Below are 26,842 nucleotides of genomic sequence, written 5' to 3'. Positions count from 1 at the left end.
TACTCCAGTCAGGAACCGTATTTCGGCGGCCTTTAACAGGGCTTTTGGCTTCAGCTTATTTCGCCGCCGTCACCGCCGACCGGTCATCGTCCGGTTGTCGCGCCCGACGACGAAATGGCAGTACAGCAAACGAAATACTTGATTACCAGCAAATTACCAGCTATTAACCAGTGCGGTTTCAGCCAGCGGACCGACTATTAGTTCGGCCCGGCGATTGCACGCCTTCTCAGCGCTCAAACCGGGCCGCTTGTTAGGGGGCTTAAACGGTGGATTTTGCGGTGTTGCCGCCGGAGATCAACTCCGGGCGGATGTACGCGGGCGCCGGCTCGGGGCCGCTGGTCGCTGCGGCAGCCGCGTGGGAGGCGCTGGCGGCCGAGTTGGACTCGACCGCGGCGGCCTACCGCGCGGTGATAGCGGAGCTCACCGGTGGGCCGTGGGTCGGCCCGTCGTCCACCTCGATGACCGCGGCCGCAGTCCCCTATGTGTCCTGGATGAGTGCGACGGCCGCCCAGACCGGCCAGACCGCCGCCCAGTTGAAGTCGGCGGTGGCGGCCTATGAGGCCGCGTTCGCAGCCACGGTGCCCCCGGCGGAGATCGAGGTGAACCGGGCACTGCTGGCGGCGCTGGTGGCCACCAACCTCCTGGGCCAGAACACGGCGGCGATCGCAGCCACCGAGGCGCAGTACGCCCAGATGTGGGCGCAGGATGCCGCGGCGATGTTCGGCTACGCCGCCGCCTCGGCGGTGGCAACGACCCTGGCCCCGTTTGCGACGCCGCCGCAGAACACCAACCCGTCCGGATCGGCGACGCAGGAGGCGGCGGTCGGTCAAGCCGCGGCTGCGCCCGCCGGCTCCGCCCAGTCGACGCTGGCCCAGATGGCGGCGGTACCTAATCTGCTGCAGGGGTTGGCGGCCCCCGGATCCATCGACCCGCTCACCTTGCTGCACACCTTCGCGACGAGTCCGCTGGGCATGGCGATCAACAGATTTGGCACCGATGTGGGCAACGTCGCCACGGAATTCAGCGGCTTCGCATTCGTGGCTTCCGGCATCACACCGTTCTTCGTCTCCCTGTACCCGCTGGCGTTGCCGCCGTCGGCCGCCGCCGCGGCTTCGGACGTGTCTGGTGGCGCGACCGGCCCGGCACTGGTGGGATCGGGTGCGCAGGAGGGTCCGGTGGCCGCCGGCGTCGGCGAGGCGGCCACAGTCGGCAAACTGTCGGTGCCGCAGAGCTGGGTCGAGAACCCGAATATCCGCCTCGCCGCCACTGCCCTGCCGACCGCCGGCGCCGCCGGCGCGCCGCAGGCAGAAGCCGCCGGCGTCGGCTCCGGCTTCGGCATCCCGCCGGTGGGCAGCTGGGTGAACGCGCCGCGCGGCACCGGCGAACCCGCCTCCCGCGCGGCCGCGCGCAGCAAGATGCTCCCGCCGTGGGTCACCGAAACCGGTGGGCGGTCGGCGGGCCCGGCCACGCCGGAGCGGCCGCCAACCGTGGCCAGCGCTCTGAGCGAGCACGAACGCGACGAGATGGCTCAATTGCGCAGGGAGCTCAACGAATTGGCGACCGAACGCGACGCGGCAGCCCGGTTGATCAAGGAAGCGATGCTGTGATCCCGGTCCTGGATTTCGCGGCGCTGGCACCGGAGATCAATTCCGGCCGGATGTATGCCGGCGCGGGCCCGGGGTCACTCGTGACCGCGGCGGCGGCCTGGTCGTCGTTGGCTGCGGAGTTGAAGGCGACCGCGGCTTCGTATTCCGCGGTGATCGCCGAGCTGACCGGCGGACCGTGGGTGGGCCCGTCGTCGGCGTCGATGGCGGCCGCGGCGGCGCCCTATGCGTCCTGGATCACTGCCACCGCAGCCCAGGCCGAGCAGACGGCCGGGCAGATGGGCGCGGCCATCGCGGCCTACGAGTCCGCGTTCGCCGCAACCGTGCCGCCGGCCCAGATCGAGGTGAACCGGGCGTTGCTGACGGCATTGGTGGACACCAACATCCTGGGGCAGAACGCGGCGGCGATCGCGGCCACGGAGGCGCAATACGCCCAGATGTGGGCCCAGGATGCCGCCGCGATGCTCGGCTATGCCGGCGCCTCCGCGGCGGCCACGACGTTGTCGCCGTTCACCACACCGCAACAGAACACCAACCCGACCGGAACCGCCACGCAAGCCGCGGCGGTCAGTCAGGCCGCGGCCGCCCCGACCCAGTCGACCGCCGCCCAACTGGCCGCCGTCCCCGATCTGCTCAATCAGCTCTCCACCGGTACATTTCCCGGATCCAACGCGCTGCTCGACTTCTTCAACAGCTATCCCGTTCAGGCGTTCGAACAGGCCAGCGAGGACACCCTGGGCCTCGGAATCCTTTCCTACGGTTTGAATTTCGCCATATCCGGGGTGCTGCTGACGGCCGCGCCGATGGTCGCGGTGGCGTTCAACCCGCTCGCCGATTCGCTGAGCGCGCCGGCGGCCGCGGCGGCCTCGGACGTCACCACCCCGGCCACCGGCGCCCCGGCGGGCAGCGCCGCCACCGGGACATCGGCCGGCCTCGGTGAGGCGGTCAATGTGGGCAAGTTGTCCGTGCCCCCGTCCTGGGGCACGACGCCGGCGGTCCGGCTGGCGGCAACGGCACTGCCCGCGGCCGGCCTCGATGGCGCACCGCCGGGCTCGGTCGCGCCCTTCTACGGCGGCATGTCCGGGTTCGGCGGTCCGGTGGCCAGCGTGGTCAATGCGCCGAGAGGCGACCAGCCGCGTTCCCGGTCGCGGCAGAAGGTGATCCCCGCAATCGCGCGGGAGCCGGAGTTGGTGCAGGACGGGCTTGATGACGGTCCGCTCGGCGAACGGGACGAGCTCAACCAACTCCGGCGAGCGGTGGCCGATGTGACGCGGCAGCGGGACGTGCTCAAGCGCACGGCCGCGACGCTGATCCAGGAGGCGGCCCACAAGTAGCACCTAGTTGCGTTACGGCGCAACAGCTTTGGAAGTTTCGACGATGGGAGGGTCATATCGTGGTGTTTGCTGGTACGGGGAAACCCCAAGAACGCGAGGTGCCGGTCGGCCCGCCACCGGCTGAGGATGCGGATCAGGCCCAACTCGAGGCGCTCGGTTTCTCCTCGGAGTTCCGGCGGGACATGAGCCCGTGGGCGAACTTCTCGCTGGGCTTCACCTACCTGTCGCCCGTCGTCGGCATCTACACGGTGTTCGCGTTCGCGCTGGCCACCGCCGGTCCGGCGATGATCTGGAGCCTGCTGATCGTCGGCGCCGGCCAGATGCTCGTCGCGCTGGTGTTCAGCGAAGTGGTCGCACAGTTCCCGGTGGCCGGCGGCGTCTACCCGTGGGCGCGCCGGCTGTGGGGCCGCAAATGGGCGTGGATGACCGGCTGGGTGTACATGTTCTGCCTGTTGGCGCTCATCGCGGACGCGGCGTTCGGCGCGGGTCCCTACCTGGCGGCCATGGTCGGATTCCGTCCGACGGCGCAGGCCAAGATCTATTGTGCGCTGGCGGTTTTGGCGGTCGCCACGCTGATCAACCTGACCGGGACCAAGATACTGGGCTATTTCGCGATCTTCGGTTTCACCGCCGAACTCATCGGCGCGCTGGTGGTCGGCATCTGGTTGCTGATCTCCCACCGGCACCACGGGCTGGGAGTGCTGTTCCACAGCTTCGGCGCCCAGGGTGAACACAGCTTTCTGTACGCGTTTCTCGCCGCCAGCCTCATCGGTCTCTACCAGTTTTTCGGGTTCGAGGCGTGTGGCGACGTCGCCGAGGAGGTCCGCAACCCGGGGATTCAGATACCGAAGGCGATGCGTCGCACGATTTACATCGGCGGTGCGGCATCGACGTTCGTCTGCCTGAGCCTGGTCCTGTCGGTCACCGACTTCGGCGCGGTGATCCGCGGCGAGGACACCAACCCGATCTCGACCGTCCTGAGTTCGGCCTTCGGCGACCTCGGGTCCCGGGTGGTGCTCGGCATCGTGCTCATCTCGTTCGTGTCCTGCGCGCTGAGCCTGCAGGCCGCGGCCAGCCGGCTGATCTTCTCCTACGGCCGTGACGACATGATCCTGGGTTCTCGGTTGTTGGCGCGGTTCGACCACAAGCGGCACGTGCCGCCGTACTCGCTGCTGGCCGCTGTCATCATCCCGGCGGGATTGATCATCGGGACCATCGTCTCCGAGCACCCGCTCAACAAACTGGTCAGCTTCGGCACCGTGGGGGTGTACCTCGGGTTCCAGATGGTGGTGCTGGCCGCCCTGCGCGCCCGGTCCAAGGGCTGGAAGCCTTCGGGGAAATACCGGTTGGGCCGATGGGGATTGCCGATCAACGTCGGGGCGTTGGCGTACGGCGTCGCGGCGATCGTGAACATCTGCTGGCCCCGGTCCCCCGACGCGCCCTGGTACGACAACTATGTGGTGTTGCTGATGGCGGGACTGGTGATCGGCTTCGGACTGCTCTACATGGCGAGTACCCGGGCGCACACCAAGAGCGATGCGCCGTATGCCGACGCCATCCCGGAGCGGTGAGTCAGGCCTCCAGGTTCTGCAGGCGTACCTGGCCGCGCGCCACCAACCGGTCGTCGTCGTCGGTGATGGTGACCAGCCACAGCTGCTGCAGGCGGCCACGGTGGATGGGCTCGGCCTTGCCGTACACCGTTCCCGACTTGATGGCGCGCAGGAAGTCGGTGCTGTTGTTGACGCCGACCACGTTTCCGCCGGCGCCCTGGGTGTTGAACCAGGTGTAGGCGGCCACGCTGGCCATGCTCTCGATCATCGAGCAGTAGACGCCGCCGTGGACGATGCCCATCGGCTGCAGCAGTTTCGGCTTGACCTCGAGTTGCGCGCGGGCGCCATCGGGAGTCAGTTCGGTGAACTGCAGACCCAGCTCACTGTCGAAGGGTGCAACGAATTCCTGCTCAGGCGCTGACGACACGTCTTGTGTCTACACCATCGGCGTTTCGGTCCCCGAAAACAGGCGAGCCCCGTACGCAAGGCACGGGGCTCGCCGATCGAGGAGGCGCGGGGTCGCTGCAGCCCTCAGGACTCTCCGCGGCCGTCTTCGCTCGACCGGATTTAGCATAGGCAAGGCTGCCCTAATTTCGCAAGCCTTCGTTGCGTAAAGTGACGAAGGGGTTCGTTGTGGGTACGACACTCGGTAGTAAGCCGGAGTACGCTGGTTCTAACGCTCAGGAGATGAACTATGGCCAAGCTGACGCGGCTGGGGGATCTGGAACGCGCCGTGATGGACCACTTGTGGTCGATGGCGGAGCCCCAGACCGTTCGCCAAGTCCACGAGGCGTTGTCGGCGCACCGCGACCTTGCCTATACGACCGTCATGACCGTGTTGCAACGGCTGGCGAAGAAGAACCTGGTGTCCCAACTCCGGGACGACAGGGCGCATCGCTATGCGCCGGTGCACGGCCGCGACGAACTGGTGGCCGGGCTCATGGTTGACGCGCTGGCCCAGGCGGAAGACTCCGGCGGCCGGCAGGCCGCGCTGGTGCACTTCGTCGAGCGGGTCGGCGCGGACGAGGCCGACGCACTGCGCCGGGCCCTCGCCGAATTGGAAGCAAACCAACGCAATTCGCTATCTGCTGGACCTCCGGCCGACGACTGAGGGAGACTATCAGCGTGTCCGCGCTGGCCTTCACCATCCTTGCGGTGCTGCTGGCTGGCCCTACACCGGCAGCATTGGCACGCGCGAAGTGGCCGCTGCGCGCTCCCCGGGCGGCGATGGTGCTCTGGCAGGCGGTTGCACTGGCCGCCGTCCTGTCCACGTTCAGCGCGGGAATCGCCATTGCCAGCCGGCTGTTGATGCCCGGCCCGGACGGGCGGCCCACCGCAGGCATCGTCGATGCCGAGAGTCGCCTCGGGTGGCCGCTGTGGGCGGCTTACGTGACCGTCTTCGCGCTGACCGTGCTGGTCGGGGCGCGCCTGGTGGTGGCCGTGGTGCGGGTGGCCATCGCGAACCGGCGGCGCCGGGCGCACCACCGGATGGTCGTCGACCTGGTCGGGGTGGGACACGATTCCGCGCTGAGCCAGCCGTGCGCGCGGACCCGGGACCTGCGCGTGCTGGACGTCGAGCAGCCACTGGCCTACTGCCTGCCCGGAGTGCGCAGCCGGGTCGTGGTCAGCGAAGGGGCCCTGAGCACGCTCGCCGATACCGAAGTGGCAGCCATCCTGTCCCACGAGCGGGCTCATCTCCGGGCCCGCCACGATCTGGTCCTGGAAGCGTTCACGGCGGTCCACGCCGCGTTTCCGCGCCTGGTGCGCAGTGCCAACGCCCTGGGTGCGGTACAGCTGCTGGTCGAGCTGCTGGCCGACGACGCCGCCGTCCGCACGGTTGGTCGCACTCCCCTGGCCCGCGCTCTGGTGGCCTGTGCTTCCGGTCGTGCGCCGTCGGGCGCACTGGCCGCGGGCGGTCCCAGCACCGTGGTGCGGGTCCGGCGGTTGTCCGGCCGGGGCAACAGCCCACTGCTGTCCGCCGCCGCCTATCTGACCGCGGCGGCGGTGCTGGTGGTGCCCACTGTCGCGCTGGCCGTACCGTGGCTGACGGAGCTGCACCGGTTGGTCACCGCCTAGGCACTGAGCCGAGCGCCTTGGAATGCCGGGGAACGCCGGTGCGGCCGTTGTGCGAAGGTATTTCCCAAGATTCCTCAACTGCTGGGCCCGACTGAGAGGCAGGAAATGAGTTCGTCGGATTCGAAGACTGCGACCGCACAGATCGGGGTGACCGGGCTGGCCGTGATGGGCTCGAACCTGGCCCGGAACTTCGCCAGGCACGGCTACACGGTGGCGCTGCACAACCGGTCGGTGGCCAAGACGGACGCGCTGCTGGACGAGCACGGCTCCGACGGCAACTTCGTGCGCAGTGAGACGATCCCGGAATTCCTTGCCGCACTGGAAAAGCCGCGGCGGGTGATCATCATGGTCAAGGCCGGCGACCCCACCGATGCCGTCATCAACGAACTCGCCGACGCCATGGAAGAGGGCGACATCATCATCGACGGTGGCAACGCCCTGTACACCGACACGATCCGCCGGGAGAAGGCGATCCGTGAGCGTGGGCTGCACTTCGTCGGCGCCGGCATCTCCGGTGGCGAGGAAGGGGCGCTGAACGGGCCCTCGATCATGCCCGGCGGGCCCGCCGAGTCCTACGAGTCGCTGGGACCGCTGCTCGAGGAGATATCCGCGCACGTCGACGGCGTGCCCTGCTGCACGCACATCGGACCCGACGGGGCCGGCCACTTCGTCAAGATGGTGCACAACGGCATCGAGTACTCCGACATGCAGTTGATCGGCGAGGCCTACCAACTGCTGCGCGACGGGCTGGGTAAGTCGGCGGGTGAGATCGCCGAGGTGTTCGACGAGTGGAACAAGGGCGACCTGGACAGCTTCCTGGTCGAGATCACCGCTCAGGTGCTGCGCCAGACCGACGCCAGGACCGGCAAGCCGCTCGTCGACGTCATCGTCGACGAGGCCGAGCAGAAGGGCACCGGCCGCTGGACGGTGAAGTCGGCGCTGGACCTCGGCGTGCCGGTGACGGGCATCGCCGAGGCCGTGTTCGCGCGGGCGCTCTCGGGTTCGGTGGCCCAGCGCAAGGCGACCACCGGACTGGCCTCCGGCGACCTGGGCGAAAAGCCCGGCGATGCAGCGCAATTCACTGAAGACGTCCGGCAGGCCCTGTACGCGTCGAAGATCATTGCCTACGCCCAGGGCTTCAACCAGATCCAGGCCGGCAGCGCCGAGTACGACTGGGGAGTCACGCCCGGCGACCTGGCGACCATCTGGCGTGGCGGCTGCATCATCCGGGCCAAGTTCCTCAACCGGATCAAAGAGGCATTCGACGAAGACCCCGACCTGCCCTCGCTGATCGTCGCGCCGTACTTCCGCAGTGCGATCGAAGCGGCCATCGACAGCTGGCGGCGCGTGGTGGTGACGGCCACCCAGCTGGGTATCCCGATACCGGGGTTCTCTTCGGCGTTGTCCTATTACGACGGCTTGCGCACCGAACGGCTGCCCGCCGCGCTGACCCAGGGTCTGCGCGATTTCTTCGGCGCGCACACCTACGGGCGCACCGATGAGGAACCCGGCAAGAAGTTCCACACCCTGTGGAGCGGAGACCGAAGCGAAGTTCCTGCCTAGCGAGCGACGATGAAGTTTCTGGACGGGCACCGCCCGGCATTCGACCTGACCTACAACGACGTGTTCATCGTGCCCAACCGGTCCGACGTCGCGTCGAGGTTCGACGTCGACCTGTCCACGGTTGACGGCTCCGGCACCACCATCCCGGTTGTCGTCGCCAACATGACCGCGGTGGCGGGAAAGCGGATGGCCGAGACGGTGGCCCGTCGCGGCGGGCTCGTGATCGTCCCGCAGGATCTGCCCATCCCGGCCGTGCAGCAGACGGTGGAGTTCGTCAAGAGTCGAGACCTGGTCCTCGACACTCCGGTGACGCTGGCGCCCGACGATTCGGTGTCCGACGCGATCGCGCTGATCCACAAGCGCGCGCACGGGGTTGCGGTGGTGGTCTTCGAAGGCCGCCCCATCGGGCTGGTCCGGGAATCGGCCTGTGTGGGTGTGGACCGCTTCACCCGGGTGCGCGACATCGCCGTCACCGATTTCGTCACCGCGCCGGCGGGCACCGAGCCGCGCAAGGTCTTCGACCTGCTCGAGCATGCGCCGGTCGGCGTGGCGGTGCTGACCCACACCGACGGGACCCTGGCCGGCGTGCTGACGCGCACCGCCGCGGTCCGCACCGGGATCTACAGCCCCGCCCTGGACAGCACGGGCCGGCTGCGGGTCGGCGCCGCCGTCGGCATCAACGGCGAGGTCGCGTCCAAGGCGCAGGCGCTGGCCGAGGCGGGTGTCGACGTCCTGGTCATCGACACCGCGCACGGGCACCAGAGCAAGACGCTGGAGGCGATCAAGATGGTCGCCTCGCTGAACCTGGGCGTGCCGCTGGTGGCCGGAAATGTGGTGTCGGCGCAGGGAACCCGGGACCTCATCGAGGCCGGAGCCGGCATCGTCAAGGTCGGCGTCGGGCCCGGCGCGATGTGCACCACCCGGATGATGACCGGCGTGGGCCGCCCGCAGTTCTCTGCCGTGGTCGAATGTGCTTCTGCAGCAAGGGAACTGGGTGGCAACGTCTGGGCGGACGGCGGCATCCGGCACCCGCGCGATGTGGCGCTGGCGCTGGCCGCCGGTGCGTCGAACGTGATGATCGGGTCGTGGTTCGCCGGCACCTACGAGTCGCCGGGCGACCTGATGCGCGACCGCGACAACCAACCGTACAAAGAGAGCTACGGCATGGCGTCCAAGCGGGCGGTGGTCGCCCGCTCCGGTGCGGAGAGCCAGTTCGACCGCGCCCGCAAGGCGCTGTTCGAGGAAGGCATCTCGACGTCGCGGATGGGTCTGGACCCCGACCGCGGCGGGGTGGAGGACCTCATCGACCACATCACCTCCGGCGTGCGCAGCACCTGCACCTACGTGGGCGCCGCGAACCTGGAAGAGCTGTACGAGCGGGCGGTGGTCGGTGTGCAGTCCCCCGCCGGCTTCGCCGAAGGGCATCCGTTGCCCACCGGCTGGTGAAGGACTCATGAACCACTCCGGCACCGTGCTGAGCGTGCTGGCCATCCTGGCGCTCACCTTCGGCACCGCGATCTTCGTCGCATCCGAGTTCTCCCTGACCGCGCTGGACCGCAGCGCCGTGGAAGCCAACGCACGCAGCGGCGGCGGCCGGGACCGGTTGATCCGCCGGGCCCACCGCAGGCTGTCCTTCCAGCTCTCGGGTGCGCAGCTGGGCATCTCGATCACCACGCTGGCCACCGGTTACCTGACCGAGCCGTTGGTGGCGGCGCTGCCGCATCCGTGGCTGGACGCGATGGGTGTCTCCGACAAGATGGCCGACACCATCACCACGGTGCTGGCGCTGATCGTCGTGACGTCGGTGTCGATGGTGTTCGGCGAGCTGGTGCCCAAATACCTCGGCGTTGCGCGGCCGTTGCGGACCGCCCGTGCCGTCGTACTGCCGCAGTGGTTGTTCTCCGTGCTGTTCACCCCGGCCATCCGGATGACCAACGGGGCGGCGAACTGGATCGTCCGCCGCCTCGGCATCGAACCGGCCGAAGAGCTGCGCTCGGCACGTACGCCCCAGGAACTGGTGTCGCTGGTGCGCACCTCGGCACGTCGCGGGTCGCTGGACGACGTCACCGCGGCGCTGATGCACCGCTCCCTGCAGTTCGGCACGCGTACCGCCGAGGAGCTGATGACCCCCCGCTCAAAGATCGTCGCGCTGCAGACCGACGACACCGTCGTCGACCTGGTGGCCGCCGTCGCCGCCACCGGATTCTCGCGTTTCCCGGTCGTGCAGGGCGACCTGGACGAGACCGTCGGCATCGTGCACGTCAAGCAGGCCTTCCAGGTGCCGGCGGCGCAGCGGGCGCACACCCTGCTGCGGACGGTGGTCAAACCCGTCGCCGTGGTGCCCTCGACGCTCGACGGCGACGCCGTGATGGCTCAGATCCGCGCCAACTCCCTGCAGACCGCGATGGTGGTGGACGAATACGGCGGCACCGCCGGCATGGTCACGGTCGAAGACCTGATCGAGGAAATCGTGGGTGACGTGCGCGATGAGCACGACGACGCGACCCCGGATGTGGTCGCCTACGGCAGTGGCTGGCGGGTGTCGGGGCTGCTGCGCATCGACGAAGTGGAGACCGCTATCGGTTACCGCGCGCCGGAAGGGCCGTACGAGACGATCGGCGGCCTGGTACTGCGCCAGCTGGGTCACATCCCGATAGCCGGCGAGACGGTCGAGCTCCCCGCCCTGAACCGGAACGGCCTGCCCGATGAAACCATCCGCTGGCAGGCCAAGGTGGTGCAGCTGGACGGGCGCCGGCTGGACCTGCTGGAGCTCAAGGAACTCCCCCGATTGTCCGGGGACGAGCGATGAACTCGATCGTGGCGGTGCTGCTGGCGATCCTGCTGATCGCCCTGAACGCCTTCTTCGTCAGCGCGGAGTTCGCAATGATCTCGGCCCGCCGCGACCGGCTCGAAGCGCTCGCCGAGCAGGGCCGGGCCAGCGCCGTCACCGTCATCCGCGCCGGCGAACAGCTGCCGGCGATGCTGGCCGGCGCTCAACTGGGCGTGACGGTGGCATCGCTGCTGCTCGGGCGGATCGCCGAGCCGGCGGTCGCCTCGTTGCTGCAGTCGGCGTTCGAGCTGACCGGCGTTCACCCGGCGCTGGTGCACACGCTGGCCTTCATCCTGGCGCTGGGCCTGGTGGTGACGCTGCACGTGCTGCTGGGCGAGATGGTGCCCAAGAACATCGCGCTGGCCGGTCCGGAACGCACCGCGATGTTGCTGGTCCCCGCATATCTGCCCTACGTGCGCGCCGCCCGCCCGGTCATCGTCGTCTACAACAAGTGCGCAAACGGGATACTGCGGTTGCTGGGCGTGGAACCCAAAGACGAACTCGACATCACGGTGTCCACCGCCGAACTGTCCGAGTTGATCGCCGAATCGCTCTCCGAAGGCCTGCTCGACAAGGAGGAGCACGTCCGGCTGACCCGCGCGCTGCGGGTGCGCACCCGGGTGGTCGGCGACGTCGCGGTTCCGCTGGCCAAAGTCCACGCGGTTTCGGTGGCCTCGGCGGGCTCCGGGCCGACGATCGGCGCGGTCGAGCAGGCCCTGGCGCAGACCGGGTACTCCCGCTTCCCGGTGGTGGACCGCGAGGGCAACTACATCGGCTACCTGCACATCAAAGATGTGCTCGCCCTCGGTGATAATCCGCACACGGTGATCGGCCGGGCGCTGGTGCGTCCGCTGCCGACGATTCCGCAGGCGCTGGGGTTGCCCGACGCCCTGTCGCGGATGCGCCGCAGCAACAGCCACCTCGCCCTGGTGACAGCCGACAACGGCGAGGTGGTCGCGCTGGTGGCGCTGGAGGATCTGGTGGAGGACCTCGTCGGCAGCATGCGCGACCGCGCGCCCCGGGAGTGATCGAAAAGCCCGTATGATCTGAGCGGCCGCGGGTACCAGACAAGTGCTGCAGGGAACGAAATCTCATGTGTCCGCGTTGCCAGAAAGCGATTCACGAGGCCCGCCGCGTTGCTGCGGGCGAAGCAGTCAGCGCGCCGTGACCTGGCATTGCGGGTCGGCCGGGCTAGGCTCGTCGAGCTACCCATCGGTAGTCTGACGGTAGCTAGTCGGCGGGTCCGGAGATGGTTCGGCGAGGTTGGTGAGGGGCCGGTAAGGCCATTACGGAGGAGAACGATGACTGATCGGGTGACCGAAGGCAACCTGCGCGTGGCTCGCGTGCTCTATGACTTCGTGAACAACGAGGCGCTGCCCGGCACCGGTATAGACCCGGACAGCTTCTGGGCCGGCGTCGACAAAGTCGTCACCGACCTCACCCCCCGCAACCAGGAACTTCTCGCGACCCGCGACGAGCTGCAGGCCCAGATCGACAAGTGGCACAAGCAGCGGGTCATCGCACCGGTCGACCAGGACGCCTACCGGCAGTTCCTCACCGACATCGGGTACCTGCAGCCGGAACCGGACGACTTCACCATCACCACCTCCGGCGTCGACGACGAGATCACCACCACCGCAGGTCCGCAGCTGGTGGTGCCGGTGCTCAACGCCCGCTTTGCGCTCAACGCCGCGAACGCGCGGTGGGGGTCGCTGTACGACGCGTTGTACGGCACTGACGTCATCTCCGAGGAGGACGGCGCCGAGAAGGGGTCCAGCTACAACAAGGTGCGCGGCGACAAAGTCATCGCCTACGCCCGCGAGTTCCTGGACGGCGCAGTGCCGCTGGCGTCGGGCTCGTGGGCCGACGCCACCGGCCTGAGCATCGAGGATGGCCAGTTGCAGGTTGCGCTCGGCGGCGAGTCCACCGGCCTGGCCAGCCCGGAGAAGTTCCTCGGGTACTCCGGTGAGCTCGGCTCGCCCAGCTGGTCGGTGCTGCTGGTCAACAACGGCCTGCACATCGAGATCCTCGTCGACCCGGAGTCGCCGGTCGGCAAGACCGACCGGGCCGGGATCAAGGACGTGGTGCTGGAGTCCGCGATCACCACGATCATGGACTTCGAAGACTCGGTGACCGCCGTCGACGCCGACGACAAGGTGCTCGGCTACCGCAACTGGCTCGGCCTGAACCGCGGTGACCTGTCCGAAGACGTGAGCAAGGACGGCAAGACGTTCACCCGCGTGCTCAACCCCGACCGCACCTACGCCACCCCGGACGGCGGGGAGCTGACGCTGCCCGGCCGCAGCCTGCTGTTCGTCCGCAACGTCGGCCACCTGATGACCAACGACGCCATCGTGGACGCAGAGGGTAACGAGGTCCCTGAAGGCATCCAGGACGCGCTGTTCACCGGGCTGATCGCCATCCACGGATTGCGCACCGGCGACGACAACGGTCCGCTGCAGAACAGCCGCACCGGTTCGGTGTACATCGTCAAGCCGAAGATGCACGGCCCCGAGGAGGTCGCGTTCACCTGTGAGCTGTTCAGCCGCGTCGAGGACGTGCTCGGATTGCCGCAGGCCACCCTCAAGGTCGGCATCATGGACGAGGAACGGCGTACCACGGTCAACTTGAAGGCCTGCATCAAAGCCGCGGCCGACCGTGTGGTGTTCATCAACACCGGCTTCCTGGACCGCACCGGCGACGAGATCCACACCTCGATGGAAGCCGGCCCGATGATCCGCAAGGGCGCGATGAAGAACAGCACCTGGATCAAGGCCTACGAGGACGCCAACGTCGACACCGGGCTCGCCGCCGGTTTCAAGGGCAAGGCGCAGATCGGCAAGGGCATGTGGGCGATGACCGAGCTGATGGCCGACATGGTCGAGCAGAAGATCGGCCAGCCGAAAGCGGGCGCCACCACGGCGTGGGTGCCCTCGCCCACTGCGGCGACGCTGCACGCGATGCACTACCACCAGGTGGACGTTGCCGCCGTCCAGGACGAGCTCGCCGGCAAGAAGCGGACCGCGCTCGACGAACTGTTGACGATTCCGCTGGCCAAGGAGCTGGCCTGGGCGCCGGAGGAGATCCGCGAAGAGGTCGACAACAACTGCCAGTCGATCCTGGGCTACGTGGTGCGCTGGGTCGAACAGGGCGTCGGTTGCTCGAAGGTGCCCGACATCCACAACGTCGCGCTCATGGAGGACCGCGCCACCCTGCGCATTTCCAGCCAGTTGCTAGCCAACTGGTTGCGCCACGGCGTGATCACCAGCGAGGACGTGCGGGCCAGCCTGGAGCGGATGGCGCCGCTGGTGGACAAGCAGAACGAGGGTGACCGGGCCTACCGGCCGATGGCGCCCAATTTTGACGACAGCATCGCGTTCCTGGCCGCGCAGGAGCTGATCCTGTCCGGCGGCCAACAGCCCAACGGCTACACCGAGCCGATCCTGCACCGCCGGCGTCGGGAGTTCAAGGCTAGGGCCCGCTGACGATGCGGGCCGCTTGCGGCCCGAGGAGGAGGCGGGCAAGTCGGGCACAGCGGGTGCCTGATCTGCCCACGCGGGCAGTGACCTGACCACGATTTGACGGAGAGGACTCAGACACCGGCATGGGTAGGCACAGCAAGCCCGACTCCGGGGATTCCCTGCCCGATCGCGAACCGGAGCCGTTTGAGGCGGCGTCCGATGAGCCTCATGAGGAGTCTTTCCAGGAGCCTTCCGGGGGTTCGGGGCACGAGGCGCCTGCCGCTGAGCCGCCCGCCGATACCTGGGGTGCCGGTCGCTTCGGTGACGAGTACGGGGAGCCTGCCGCCGACGACTACCCCGACTTCGGGTTCCGCCCGGCCGACGCGGAGCACCCGGCCGACGCGGAGCACCCGGCCGACGCGGAGCCGCCGGCCGAAGAGCCGTCGGGGATAGCCCCCCCGCCGCCGCCGTTCCGGGCCAGCCACCGCGGACTGCGGGATTGGCAGGGCGGGCACCGCAGTGCCGGTGGCCGGCGCGGTGTCAGCATCGGCGTCATCGTCGCCCTGGTCACCGTCGTCGTCGTAGTCGCCGGAGTGATCCTGTGGCAGTTCATCGGTGACGCGCTGTCGCACCGTTCGCACACGGCCGCCGCGACCTGCGCGGGCGGCAAAGACGCCGTCGCCGTCCTGGCCGACCCGTCGATCGCCGACCAGGTGAAGGAGCTCGCGGACGGCTATAACAAGCAGGCGGGCCCGATCGGCGACCGCTGTGTCGACGTCACCGTCAAAGCCGCCAACTCCGACGCCGTCATCAGCGGCTTCATCGGCAAATGGCCGTCCGACCTGGGTGCCCAGCCTGGCCTGTGGATCCCGGGAAGTTCGATCTCCGCGGCCCGCCTGTCCGGTGCCGCCGGGCAGAAGATCATCAGCGACAGCCGCTCGCTGGTGACCTCGCCGGTCCTGCTGGCGATCCGGCCCGAGTTCAGCCAGCCCCTGTCCAAACAGAACTGGGCGGCACTGCCTGGCCTGCAATCGAACCCGACGTCCATGGCGAACTGGGGATCGTTGCGGCTGGCACTGCCGGTCGGCGGCAACGGCGACGCGTCATTCCTGGCCGGTGAGGCCATCGCGGCGGCGTCGGCACCGGCGGGCGCGCCGCCGACGTCCGGCAGCGCCGCGGTGCGCACCCTGGTGAGCGGGCAACCCAAACTGCCCGACGACTCGCTGAACGAGGCGATGAACGCTCTGCTCAAGCCGGGTTCGAAGGCAGAGGAGGTCGCGGCCGCGCCCGTGCATGCCGTCGTCACCACCGAGCAGCAACTGTTCGCCCGCGGCCAGTCGATCTCGGATGCCAAGAGCAAGTTGGGTTCCTGGACTCCGCCCGGCCCGGTTCCGGTGGCCGACTACCCGACCGTGCTGCTCAGTGGCTCCTGGCTCAAGCAGGAGCAGACCACCGCCGCCAGCGCCTTCGCGCGGTACATGCACACACCCGAACAACTCGCGAAGCTGGCGAAGGCGGGATTCCGGGTCAACGGCGTCAAACCGCCGAGCAGCCCGGTGACCGGCTTCGCGGCCTTGCCCTCCACCCTCTCGGTCGGAGACGACGCCATGCGAGCGACGCTGGCCGACACCATGGCCACCCCGTCGACCGGGGTCGCCGCCACGATCATGCTCGACCAGTCGCTGCCCAACGACGACGGCGGCGGCAAGACCCGGCTGGCCAACGTCATCGCGGCTCTCGACAACCGGATCAAGGCGTTGCCGCCCACGGCGGTCATCGGACTGTGGACGTTCGACGGCCACGAAGGACGGGCCGAAGTGCCGGCCGGGCCGCTGGCCGACCAGGTCAACGGTCAGCCGCGCTCGGCGGCGCTGGCGGCGGCGCTGGACAAGCAGTATTCGTCCGGCGGCGGCGCGGTCTCGTTCACCACGCTGCGCATGATCTATCAGGAAATGCTGGCGAATTACCGTGCCGGACAAGAGAACTCGATTCTGGTGATCACCGCCGGACCGCACACCGACCAGAGTCTGGACGGCCCCGGGCTGCAGGATTTCATCAAGAACAGTGCCGACCCCGCCAAGCCCATCGCGGTCAACGTCATCGATTTCGGTGGGGACCCGGACCGGGCCACCTGGGAAGCGGTTGCCCGGCTCAGCGGCGGCAACTACCAGAACCTGCCGACCTCCGCCGGGCCCGACTTGGGCACCGCAGTCAGCAATTTCCTGAGTTAGCCGTAGCCGCACACCGGCGGCAACAGCGCGGTCTGCGTCGCGCCAACGTCCACACCGACTTCGCCGACTGGATGGCAGAAAGAATGCCGAAGCGCCGCGGCGGATTCTCACCAGCCGGGGCAGATGCCATTGACACGGAGTGAGCGCCGGCCCGGTGTCCCCGCTCAATTCCGATTGAATTCGCGCGCTTTATTTCGAATGTCTGGTGTGACGGCAGTCGGAGTCCTAGCATGTTTGCGCGGAGGATGTTGATTCGTTTCGGCTGTGCTGGTGCATTAAGTGTCGGCTACTTGCTAGGAGGTTCGGATCGTGAATTTTTCGATACTGCCCCCGGAAATCAATTCATTGTTGATGTTCTCGGGTGCCGGTTCGGGCCCGATGTTGGATGCGGCAGCGGCCTGGGAAGGACTGGCTTCGGAGTTGGGTTCGGCGGCGTCGTCGTTCGGGTCGGTGACGGCGGGGCTCGCTGGTCAGGCCTGGCAGGGCCCGGCGTCTGCCGCCATGATGCGTGCGGCGGCCCCGTATTCGCAGTGGCTGGGCGCCGCGGCCGCCCAAGCCGTGGCCGCGGCTGGTCAGGCCCGGACGGTGGCATCGGCCTTCGAGGCAGCCAGGGCGGCCACCGTGCATCCGCTGACGGTCGAACTCAACCGCAATTCACTGGTACGCGCTGTGCTGACAAATTGGTTCGGTCTCCAAGCGCCGGCTATCGCCGCGCTGGAAAGTGATTATGAACAGATGTGGGCGCGGGATGTGGCCGCGATGTTCGACTACCACGGGGAAGCGTCAGTAGCGGCGGCTCAGTTGGCGCCGGCGCAGAGTTTGCAGGACATCCTGCAAACTCTGCCTAACCTGGGCATCGGTAACACCGGCAACGCCAACCTTGGTAACGGCAACATCGGCAGTGGCAACGTAGGTAGTGGGAATACCGGCAGCTCCAACGTGGGCGGCGGAAACATCGGGAACAACAACTTCGGCTTCGGGAACGGTTCCATCGACCCCGACAAACCCACGATCACCCTGCAGAGCAATGGAAACGTAGGCGCCGGCAACGTGGGCAACAGCAATTTCGGCTTGGGGAATGTCGGCAACAGCAACGTCGGACTAGGGAATACCGGCAGCGGTAACTATGGCGGTGGCAACTCCGGTAACGGCAACATCGGTGCCGGAAACAATGGCACGTCCAATTTCGGTTTCGGCAATACCGGTAACAACAACATCGGAATTGGCCTTACCGGCAACAATCAGGTGGGCATAAACCTCCTGGGTTTGCTGAATTCCGGCGGCGGCAACCTGGGATTCGGTAACTCCGGGCACAACAACATCGGATTCTTCAACTCCGGCGACGGCAACGTCGGCATCTTCAACTCGGGCGTCAACGCCACTATGCCAGGACATCTCAACAATATCGGGGTCGGGAACTCGGGCCAGGTGAACTTCGGCATCGGCAACTCCGGCGGATTGAACACCGGTCTCGGAAACGGCGGAATTTTCAATACCGGCTTCGGTAACGCGGGCGGGGGTAACACCGGGTGGACCAACACCGGACTGATCAATACCGGAGGCGGTAATTCGGGTACTGCCAACACCGGTTTCTGGAATTCGGGAGACGTAAACACGGGATTTGGTTACACCACCGATTCCGGCCTCGCCAATTCCGGGTTCGGAAACACCGGTAACACGACGTCAGGTTTCTTCAATAAAGCCACCGGCGCCGACCCGACGGGCGACAGCGGGTTCATGTCCGGCTTCTTCAACAGTGCCACCGGCATGAACAACAAGACCGTCGGCGTGACGTCGGGCATCGGGAACGCGGGAGTCCCGATCGGTGTTCAGGACTGGGCCGGCGGCAACTCCGGCTTGTTCAACCTCGGCAGCAGTTTCGTATCAGGATTGTTCGGCCTGAGGAGTCTGCTGCCGTAACCGCGCATCTCGGGACCTCGTTCTCAGCGACCGCGGCGCCCCTTGACTACCATCACGGGCAGACCTCTCCAAGGAGCGCGCCATCACCATCGATTTCCTTCCGGACCCCACGCTCTACCCGTTCGAGTCACGCTGGTTCGACAGCTCCCGGGGCCGGGTCCACTACATCGACGAGGGTGACGGTCCGCCGATCCTCTTCTGCCACGGCAATCCCACCTGGAGTTTTCTCTACCGCGACATCATCAAGGCGCTGCGGCACCGATTCCGTTGCATCGCACCGGATTATCTCGGCTTCGGTTTGTCCGAACGCCCGGCCGGCTTCGGGTACACGATCGACGAGCACGCCGGCGTGGTCGGAGAGTTCGTCGACCACTTGACCGCCGAGGAGGGCCTAGGCGGATTTCTGACCGTGGGACAGGACTGGGGCGGTCCGGTCAGCATGGCCGTCGCAGTCGAGCGGGCCGACCGGATCCGCGGAGTCGTGCTGGGCAACACCTGGTTCTGGCCGACGGACGTGTTGACCACCAAGATCTTCAGCCGGGTGATGTCCAGTCCGCCCATGCAGTACGCGATCCTGCACCGCAATTTCTTTGTGGAACGGATGATCCCCGCCGGGACGGCGCGCCGGCTCAGTCCGGCCGTGATGGAGCACTACCGGGCCGTGCAGCCCGACCCCGACGCGCGCAGAGGTGTCGCCGAGATGCCGAAACAGATCCTGGCCGCCCATCCCCTGCTGGAACGGTTGGGCCGGGTAGTGCCGGCCAAGCTGGGCGGCAAACCCGCCCTGTTCGTCTGGGGCATGAAGGATTTCGCGTTCCGGCCCGGACCGTCGCTGCCGCACATGCGCGCGGCGTTCCCCGACCATGTGCTGGTCGAGTTGCCGAACGCCAGGCACTTCATCCAGGAGGATGCCCCCGACGAGATCGCCGCGGCCATCCTCGACCGCTTCGGCTGACCCTGACAGCCCCTTACGCGAACGCTTCGACGGGCGGGCAGGAGCAGACCAGGTTGCGGTCGCCGTAGGCGCCGTCGATCCGCCGTACCGGCGGCCACACCTTGGGCCGGAATGCCTTGCCCAGCGGATAGGCGGCTTCTTCCCGCGTATACGGATGGTTCCACTCGGAGTCCACCAGGCACTCGGCGGTGTGTGGCGCGCCGCGTAGCGGGTTGTCGTCCACCGGCCACTGCCCGGACCCGACGCGGTCGATCTCGGCGCGGATGCCGATCATCGCCTCGCAGAATGCGTCGACCTCGGCCAGGCTTTCACTCTCGGTGGGCTCCACCATCAGCGTGCCGGCCACCGGGAAGCTCATGGTTGGCGCGTGAAAACCATAGTCCGCCAATCGCTTTGCCACATCATCGACCGTCACGCCGGTGGCCTTGGTGATGCCACGAAGATCCAGGATGCACTCGTGGGCGACCATCCCGTTCTCGCCGGTGTAGAGCACCGGGAAGTACTCGTCGAGGCGGCGCGCGATGTAGTTGGCCGAGGCGATCGCGGTCAGCGAGGCGGCCCGCAACCCGTCGGCGCCCATCATCCGGATGTAGGCCCAGCTGATCGGCAGAATCGACGCCGAGCCGTAGGGCGCCGCGGACACCGGGTGCCCCTGTGGCAACTCGGGTGCGTGCGGGTGTCCCGGGAGGAACTCCGCCAGGTGCGCACGCACCGCCACCGGGCCGACGCCGGGACCGCCCCCGCCGTGCGGAATGCAGAACGTCTTGTGCAGGTTCAGGTGGCTGACGTCGCCGCCGAACTTGCCCGGCCGGGCCAGACCCACCAGTGCGTTCAGGTTGGCGCCGTCGACGTAGACCTGTCCGCCGGCGTCGTGCACGGCCGCGCAGATGTCGGCGATGTCGTGCTCGTAGACACCGTGGGTGGACGGATAGGTGATCATCAGCGCCGACAGCCGGTCGGCGTGCTCGCCGACCTTGGCCCGCAGATCGTCGAGGTCGACGTCGCCGTTCTCGTGGCAGCCCACGACCACCACCCGCATGCCGGCCAGTGCGGCCGAGGCGGCATTGGTGCCGTGCGCACTGGACGGGATCAGGCAGATGTCGCGATGCGGTTCGCCGCGGCTCGCGTGATAGTCGTGGATCGCCAGCAGTCCCGCGTACTCGCCCTGGGAACCCGCGTTGGGTTGCAGCGAGACGGCGTCGTAGCCGGTGATGGCGACCAGCCAGTTCTCCAGGTCGACGATCAACCTGCGCAGCCCCGGGGTGTCGGCCGCCGGCGCGAACGGGTGCTGACGTCCGAATTCCGGCCAGGTGATCGACTCCATCTCGGCGGCCGCATTGAGCTTCATGGTGCAGGAGCCGAGCGGGATCATGCTGCGGTCCAAGGCGATGTCTTTGTCCGCCAGGGTGCGCAGATACCGCATCATCGACGTCTCGGTGCGGTACCGGTGGAACGCCGGATGAGTAAGGAATTCCGATGTGCGCGTGGCGATTTCGGTCCGCCTCGGCTCGGTGGACGGCACACCGAACGCCGCCAGCACCGCGGTGACGTGGGCGTCGGTGGTGGTTTCGTCGCAGGCCACCGACACGTGGTCGGCGTCGATGCGCCACAGGTTGATTCCGTCGGCTTTCGCCGCGGCCACCACCTCGTCGGCGCGGCCCGGCACACGGGCCAGCACGGTGTCGAAGAAGGTGTCGTGCACCAGTGCCTCGCCCAGGGCGCCGGCGATGGTTGCGGCCTGGGAATGCACCCGGCGCGCGATGGCGGTCAAACCCTCGGGGCCGTGATAGCTGGCATACATGGCGGCCATCACCGCCAGCAGCACCTGCGCGGTACAGATGTTGCTGGTGGCCTTGTCGCGGCGGATGTGTTGCTCGCGGGTCTGCAGCGCCAGGCGGTACGCGTCGCTGCCGTCGGCGTCTTTGGACACCCCGACCAGACGTCCGGGCAACTGCCGGGCGTGCTTGGTGTGCACCGCCAGGTACCCGGCGTGCGGGCCGCCGAATCCCATTGGCACGCCGAACCGTTGGGTGGTGCCGAACGCCACGTCGGCGCCGATCTCACCGGGGGGCGTCAGCAGCGTCAGGGCCAGCAGGTCGGCTCCGATGGCCACCAGTGCCCCGCTGTCGTGCGCCTGGCGCACCAGCACGCTCCAGTCCGTGATCCGCCCGCTAGCGCCGGGCAGTTGGGCGATCACCCCGAAGAAGTCGCCGTCGGGCAGGCCGTCCCGGAGGTCGGCGGTGACGATCTCGATGCCCAGCGGCTTGGCCCGGGTGGCCAGGATCGCGGCGGTCTGTGCGAAGACATCGACATCGACCGCGAGCCGGTTCGTGGCACCCCGGAAGGCGCGGTGCATCAGGGTCATGGCCTCGGCGGCCGCGGTGCCCTCGTCGAGCATGGAGGCGTTGGCGATCTCGAGGCCGGTGAGGTCGGTGACCATCGTCTGGAAATTCAGCAGCGCCTCGAGCCGGCCCTGGCTGATCTCGGGCTGATACGGCGTGTAGGCGGTGTACCAGGCCGGGTTCTCCATGATGTTGCGCAGCAGCACCGGCGGCGTGAGCGTGTCGTAGTAGCCCTGGCCGATCATCGACACGGCGACTGTGTTGCTATCTGCCAGCGCGCGCAGTTCGGCCAGCGCCTCGGCCTCGCTGGCGGCCGGCGGCAGCGAGTCCAGGCCCGGGGCGAGACCGGTGTCGGTCACCTTGTCGAGGATGCCGCTGGGCACTGCTTTGACGGCCAGCTCGTCGAGCGAGTCGACGCCGATGACGTCGAGCATTTTCGTGACGGCCGGGCTGTCCAGACCGATGTGCCGGTCTGCGAACGTGAAATGGTCGGACACGAGGGATTCTCCTGACGTAGGGCACCACTGAAGACGGGGCCCTCTCCCTCTGTCTTCACCCGTGCGTCGGGCGCCTGAGAGATTCGGCGCGTGCGGCGCCTTTCCCCATCGGCGGGTGGCGACCGGCAAGGTCGACACCGCTTTCCAGAGGCATCGTTAGCTCGGGCGGTCCGGGTGCCTGAGAGGTTGACGGAGAGGTATTGCTCCTTCGGCGTCCGTAGCTGGCGGCCACGGAACTCTCCCGCGCGAGGTCGATGCGGCTACCAGTTTACGCCGCCGGGTAGCTAGCCGATCTTGCGGTCGCGGTGCTTGCGGCGCGAGGCCAGCTCGTCCTCGGGCGCGGCGATCGATTCGCCGCCGTCGGCCCGCTCGCCGGGGAAGTCGGCGATGACGCCGGTCAGCTCGCGCATCGCCCCGGACACGGCGATGCCGAACACGCCCTGGCCGCCCTGCAGCAGGTCGACGACTTCTTCCGCCGAGGTGCACTCATACACGCTGGTGCCGTCGGAGAACAGGGTGATGTTGGCCAGGTCCTGCACGCCGCGCTGGCGCAGATGGTCGACCGCGACCCGGATATTGTGCAGCGAGATCCCGGTGTCCAGGAGCCGCTTGACGATCTTGAGGACCAGGATGTCCTTGAACGAATAGAGGCGCTGGCTGCCGGATCCGGCCGCGCTGCGGATGGACGGCACCACCAGCGAGGTGCGGGCCCAGTAGTCCAGCTGGCGGTAGGTGATCCCGGCGATCTGACATGCACTCGGACCGCGGTAACCCACCAGCTCGTCGGGCACCGAATCGTCCGGGAAGAGTCCGGGTTGCACGGCTTCGGCCGGTTTGTTGTTGCCCTTCGGCGCGGTGGCCGGGTGGTCAGCAAGATCCAGCTGTCCTTGACGTGGCTGCTCGCTCACGGTGCGTCCTCTCGCCGATCGCGCTGTTGGCACTAGCTGCGGCACTGGCTGCCCCAACAGCCACGTTATCTCAGGTTCGAGTGCTTGAGAGCATACGCTGTTCGGTGGCTGCTGTGCGGGTGGTCGATCATCAACTCGTCAACAAAGTATGGCTGCCGCCCGGATCAGTCGGCGATATCTGCCAGGCGTGTCGACAATCCGTTGTGTGATATGAGACGCATCCGTGACGTAAGGCGGGTACCCGGCGGGCACGGGTGCGTGCCGGTCAGGTCGCCTTGAAGTCGTCCGGGGAGACGCTGTCGAGAAACTCCTTGAACTTCTCCACCTCGTCCTCGCGGACGGCACTGCTGGCCTCTTCGTCGCCCTCGTCGGGAATCAACAGGCCGGCCTGGGCGAGAACGGCCTCCTCGACATAGATCGGCACCCCCACCCGCAGGGCGATCGCGACCGAGTCCGAAGGCCGCGCCGACACCTTGATGTCGCGGTCGAAGATCAGGTCGGCGTAGAACGTGCCCTCCTGCAGATCGACGATGCGCACCTCCTTGAGCGAATGCCCAAGCGCGGCAATGAGATCCCTGATCAAGTCATGGGTCAGCGGCCGGGGCGGCTCCACCCCCTGCTGCTCGAGCGCGATGGCCGCAGCCTCCGACTGGCCGATCCAGATCGGCAGGTAGCGGTCACCGTTCGCTTCGCGCAGCAACAGCACCGGCTGGTTCTGGGGCTGCTCGACGCGAATGCCGACAACACGAACTTCACCCATCTGTGTCTGCCCTCCGCACGCGCTGCTGTGACAATTCGCCGAATACCAGCTGTCGAAGGAAGTCTAGTCCTCAGCGGTGCAGTACGTCGCGAACGGCGGACTTGATCAGTGAGGTATGCAACGTGATTGCGAGCGCGGCCACCTCTCGGGCCAGGTCGTCGGCGCGGTCACGCGCCCCCGCCTTGTCGGCCTTGACCAGCGGCCCGGCGATCTGGGCGATCAGGTCCGACTGGCGGTCGGCCGCAGAACGAAATGCCCGCAGATGTCTGGGTTCGACGCCGTAATCGGCCAGCGCACGCGCACACTGCAGAATCACCACGGCGTGTTCGTCGAAGAAACCGGCCGGGCCGGTGGTGATCACGCCGGCCTTCAGCAGGCCGGTCAGTAGCTCGCCGTCCACCCCCGCGCGCTCCAGCAGGTCTTCGCGACTGAGCCGAATACGGGTGGGTGCCACGGCGTCGGAGCCCGCTTCGGATCCGGCGCCGTCAGCGACCGTCACCAATCGCGGTACACCGTAGGGAGATCCGACTGCCGGCAGTTCCCCGTCGGGCAGGGCGTCCAGCTGCGACCTGATCACCTTCAGGGGTAGGTAGTGATCGCGCTGCGCGGTGAGGATGAAGCGCAGGCGCGCACAGTCGTATGCCGTGAATCTCCGATAACCCGACGCCGCACGCTGTGGCGTCACCAGCCCTTCGGCCTCCAAGAAACGAATCTTGGAGATTGTGACGTCGGGAAAATCGGGTCGCAGCAAGTCCAGGACCGCCCCGATCGACATCCCGGCGAGCGCGGGGCTATCGGGCGCGGTCACTGGCCCCCGGATCCCCCGTCGTCGTCGCCCTTGGGTCCGGTCAGGAACACCAGACGGAACTTGCCGATCTGAACTTCGTCGCCGTTGGCCAGCACCGCGGAGTCCACCGGCTCGCGATTGACGTAGGTGCCGTTCAGGCTGCCCACGTCGACGACGCTGAACTCGCCGCCCTCCAAACGGAATTCAGCGTGGCGGCGGCTCACCGTCACGTCGTCGAGGAAGATGTCGCTGTCGGGATGCCGGCCGGCGGACGTGATGGCCTGGTCCAGCAGAAAGCGGGACCCGGCGTTGGGTCCGCGTTTGACGACCAGCAACGCCGAGCCCGCCGGGAGTCCCTCCACCCCGGACACCGAACTCTCGGTACCCGACTGAGCGGGCGCGTCCAGTTCGTTGAGGAAGTCGGCGCGGAAGACCGAGGTCGTTTCCACGGTGACTTCGTCACTCTGGTCGTTATCCATTCCCGTCACCCGCTGCTCCTCACTGGCCGCTGTGGCGTTGTCTGACCGGGCCGTTCGGCCGGTCGCCCACTCGGATCTACCGCCTGTACTGCGCTGCTGTCCACTGCTTGAAATTACTGATGTCTTGACCGTACCGCGCACGGGTCGGCCGTGTGCCAACCCCTGCAGGATCCTAAGCCCGACATCCCGGCTTCTCCTAGATCTACCGAATCCCCCGACCGGTCCCGCATCCTGCCTCGCAACGCTTTCGGGACCTTAGCAACCGTCATTCAGTGAGCGTGCCGCGGTACGCCTCAGCGTCGAGCAGGCCGGCGATCGCCGCATCGAGTTCGCTGACGGCGGCACCGTCGACCTGGAGCTCCAGCAACCAGCCTTCGCCGTAGGGATCGGAGTTCAGCAGCTGCGGTGTGCTCTCCAGGTCGCCGTTGACCGCAGACACCTTGCCCGAAATCGGGGCGTACAGATCGGAGACCGATTTCGTGGATTCCACTTCACCGAAGGAATCACCGGCGCTCAGTTCGGCGCCCACGTCCGGCAACTGAACGAAGACGACGTCACCCAGCGCGGACTGAGCGAAATCGGTGATCCCGACCCGGACGGTGTCTTCCGCGCTGCGGCGCACCCACTCGTGCTCGGTGGTGTAGTGCAGATCGGACGGGATATCGGTCACGGTGATCCTGTTCTGGTCGGGGGTGGTTCACTTGCCGGGCTGAGCGTATTGGTGCGGTTTTGGTTGCCGCAAGGTGGTCACTTCGACGCGGTCGGCCTGCTGCACCGACATTCGTCCGCCCACCCGCTTGACGCTGTCCTCGGCCCCGCCCGGAATGTTCATGGCCGCGGCCAGCGTGGGCGGATCACCAATCGCCAGAATGGAATACGGCGGGGAGAACGACTTGCTGTCGATGGTAAGGGCACCCGCCGAACCGGTGACCCAGGTGTCGACGCCGACCCGCACGGACTGGCGGGTGTCGTTGATCTCGATCGCTTCGGAACCCGCCGCGCGCAGCTCGTTGATCACGTCGAGCATCACCTCCGGCGCGACGCCGGGCCCGGGATCTTCGATCTTGACGGTGACACCCGGGCCGGTTGCGCCCACGGCGCCGGCCAGGATGGACAACGCGGCCAGCCTCGCCTGCGCACTTTCGATCGCGGCCTGGTCGGTGTTCCCCGAGGCCTGCAACGCGTTGAGGGTGTTCTGCAGATCGGCCACTTCCGTGCTCAGCGTCGCTTCGCGCTGCCGCAGCGAATCCAGCAGCACCAGCAGGTCCGCGGGACGAGCGGTTTCCAGCGAGTCGCCGGATTCGTTCTGCCGCACCTGGGTGACGATCGCGATCCCCAGGACCAGGCACAGCAACACCGCCAGAGTGCCGAACATGAGTCGGGACCGGCCGCCGGTCAACGCGGCCCGCAGGCCGGTCCGGCGAACCGGCCCGATCTCGGGGCGCGGACGGTCCGACGGCAGTTCGTGCCGGCCGCGGTGTGCGGACTTCTCGTCCTTGTCGCTGGGGTTCGGCTCGTCGTCGGACATCTTCTCGGACACAGGCG

General features: G+C 67.6%; 21 protein-coding genes and 2 riboswitches. Of the genes, 13 read left to right on the top strand and 8 right to left on the bottom strand.

The features are described from left to right. Positions 1-266: 266 nt before the first annotated feature. The 3 genes from C0J29_RS15685 to C0J29_RS15675 are packed head-to-tail and all read left to right on the top strand — an operon-like array spanning position 267 to position 4,509. Entirely contained in the window at positions 267-1,607 is a 1,341-nt protein-coding gene (locus C0J29_RS15685; RefSeq protein ID WP_120792871.1) for a PPE family protein, read from the top strand. Positions 1,608-1,657: 50 nt separating this feature from the next. Beyond that, complete coding sequence (locus C0J29_RS15680; RefSeq protein WP_425272134.1) at positions 1,658-2,938, top strand: PPE family protein; 1,281 nt, start codon at positions 1,658-1,660, stop codon at positions 2,936-2,938. Positions 2,939-2,997: 59 nt separating this feature from the next. Further along, entirely contained in the window at positions 2,998-4,509 is a 1,512-nt protein-coding gene (locus C0J29_RS15675) for an APC family permease (RefSeq protein ID WP_242460442.1), read from the top strand. A gap of 1 nt (position 4,510) precedes the next feature. On the opposite strand, the gene C0J29_RS15670 is transcribed toward C0J29_RS15675, so the two are convergent. Further along, the gene (locus C0J29_RS15670; RefSeq protein ID WP_065049675.1) at positions 4,511-4,915 is read right to left on the bottom strand and encodes a PaaI family thioesterase; all 405 of its coding nucleotides are present in this window, start codon (positions 4,913-4,915) and stop codon (positions 4,511-4,513) included. 267 nt (positions 4,916-5,182) lie between these two features. Between C0J29_RS15670 and C0J29_RS15665 the strand changes: the two genes are divergently transcribed. The 10 genes from C0J29_RS15665 (at position 5,183) to C0J29_RS15620 (ending at position 19,524) form a co-directional block, all read left to right on the top strand. Next, positions 5,183-5,599: a BlaI/MecI/CopY family transcriptional regulator gene (locus tag C0J29_RS15665; protein ID WP_055579092.1), complete on the top strand. Its 417-nt coding sequence runs from the start codon at positions 5,183-5,185 to the stop codon at positions 5,597-5,599. 14 nt (positions 5,600-5,613) lie between these two features. Beyond that, positions 5,614-6,564, top strand: a complete 951-nt coding sequence (locus tag C0J29_RS15660; protein ID WP_065049671.1) for a M56 family metallopeptidase — start codon at positions 5,614-5,616, stop codon at positions 6,562-6,564. Between the two features lie 105 nt (positions 6,565-6,669). Continuing rightward, a complete protein-coding gene (gndA, locus tag C0J29_RS15655; protein WP_120792870.1) occupies positions 6,670-8,127 on the top strand; it encodes an NADP-dependent phosphogluconate dehydrogenase in 1,458 nt (485 codons plus the stop codon). Positions 8,128-8,136: 9 nt separating this feature from the next. After that, a complete protein-coding gene (locus C0J29_RS15650; protein ID WP_120792869.1) occupies positions 8,137-9,573 on the top strand; it encodes a GuaB1 family IMP dehydrogenase-related protein in 1,437 nt (478 codons plus the stop codon). Positions 9,574-9,580: 7 nt separating this feature from the next. Beyond that, positions 9,581-10,936, top strand: a complete 1,356-nt coding sequence (locus C0J29_RS15645) for a hemolysin family protein (protein WP_065165213.1) — start codon at positions 9,581-9,583, stop codon at positions 10,934-10,936. Then, positions 10,933-11,985 (top strand): hemolysin family protein, encoded by a 1,053-nt coding sequence (locus C0J29_RS15640; RefSeq protein WP_065165211.1) that lies wholly within the window; start codon positions 10,933-10,935, stop codon positions 11,983-11,985. The genes C0J29_RS15645 and C0J29_RS15640 overlap by 4 nt, the downstream gene beginning before the upstream one ends. Positions 11,986-12,258: 273 nt before the next feature. Then, complete coding sequence (locus C0J29_RS15635; protein WP_120792868.1) at positions 12,259-14,442, top strand: malate synthase G; 2,184 nt, start codon at positions 12,259-12,261, stop codon at positions 14,440-14,442. Positions 14,443-14,561: 119 nt separating this feature from the next. After that, positions 14,562-16,649, top strand: a complete 2,088-nt coding sequence (locus C0J29_RS15630) for a substrate-binding domain-containing protein (RefSeq protein ID WP_120792867.1) — start codon at positions 14,562-14,564, stop codon at positions 16,647-16,649. Positions 16,650-16,955: 306 nt separating this feature from the next. Then, a complete protein-coding gene (locus tag C0J29_RS15625; RefSeq protein WP_120792866.1) occupies positions 16,956-18,569 on the top strand; it encodes a PPE family protein in 1,614 nt (537 codons plus the stop codon). 82 nt (positions 18,570-18,651) lie between these two features. Continuing rightward, entirely contained in the window at positions 18,652-19,524 is an 873-nt protein-coding gene (locus C0J29_RS15620) for a haloalkane dehalogenase (RefSeq protein ID WP_120792865.1), read from the top strand. 13 nt (positions 19,525-19,537) lie between these two features. Here C0J29_RS15620 and gcvP read toward each other — a convergent pair whose 3' ends face one another. The 7 genes from gcvP to C0J29_RS15585 form a co-directional block, all read right to left on the bottom strand. Beyond that, positions 19,538-22,363, bottom strand: coding sequence for an aminomethyl-transferring glycine dehydrogenase (gcvP, locus tag C0J29_RS15615; protein ID WP_120792864.1), 2,826 nt, complete (start codon positions 22,361-22,363; stop codon positions 19,538-19,540). A 39-nt stretch (positions 22,364-22,402) separates the two neighbouring features. Then, positions 22,403-22,519: riboswitch (glycine riboswitch) on the bottom strand. Next, a riboswitch (glycine riboswitch) is annotated at positions 22,520-22,617 on the bottom strand. 30 nt (positions 22,618-22,647) lie between these two features. Next, positions 22,648-23,271 (bottom strand): MerR family transcriptional regulator, encoded by a 624-nt coding sequence (locus tag C0J29_RS15610; RefSeq protein WP_065049657.1) that lies wholly within the window; start codon positions 23,269-23,271, stop codon positions 22,648-22,650. A gap of 265 nt (positions 23,272-23,536) precedes the next feature. Further along, positions 23,537-24,031 carry a bifunctional nuclease family protein gene (locus C0J29_RS15605; protein ID WP_036360273.1) on the bottom strand — a complete coding sequence of 165 codons (495 nt, stop codon included), beginning with the start codon at positions 24,029-24,031 and terminating at the stop codon, positions 23,537-23,539. A 70-nt stretch (positions 24,032-24,101) separates the two neighbouring features. Further along, a complete protein-coding gene (gene ftsR / locus C0J29_RS15600; protein ID WP_120792862.1) occupies positions 24,102-24,839 on the bottom strand; it encodes a transcriptional regulator FtsR in 738 nt (245 codons plus the stop codon). After that, a complete protein-coding gene (gene garA / locus C0J29_RS15595; RefSeq protein ID WP_120792861.1) occupies positions 24,836-25,297 on the bottom strand; it encodes a glycogen accumulation regulator GarA in 462 nt (153 codons plus the stop codon). Before garA ends, ftsR begins: the two co-directional genes overlap by 4 nt. Positions 25,298-25,562: 265 nt before the next feature. After that, the gene (gcvH, locus tag C0J29_RS15590; protein ID WP_065049653.1) at positions 25,563-25,967 is read right to left on the bottom strand and encodes a glycine cleavage system protein GcvH; all 405 of its coding nucleotides are present in this window, start codon (positions 25,965-25,967) and stop codon (positions 25,563-25,565) included. Between the two features lie 27 nt (positions 25,968-25,994). Further along, on the bottom strand, positions 25,995-26,825 hold the full coding sequence (locus C0J29_RS15585; RefSeq protein ID WP_120794753.1) for a DUF881 domain-containing protein: 831 nt from the start codon (positions 26,823-26,825) through the stop codon (positions 25,995-25,997). Between the last annotated feature and the right edge of the window lie 17 nt (positions 26,826-26,842).

This window comes from Mycobacterium paragordonae, from assembly GCF_003614435.1.
In the GTDB taxonomy this organism is placed as follows: domain Bacteria; phylum Actinomycetota; class Actinomycetes; order Mycobacteriales; family Mycobacteriaceae; genus Mycobacterium; species Mycobacterium paragordonae.
The sequence above is the reverse complement of the archived record's forward strand: the minus strand, read 5'-3'. Positions and strand labels throughout refer to the sequence as shown.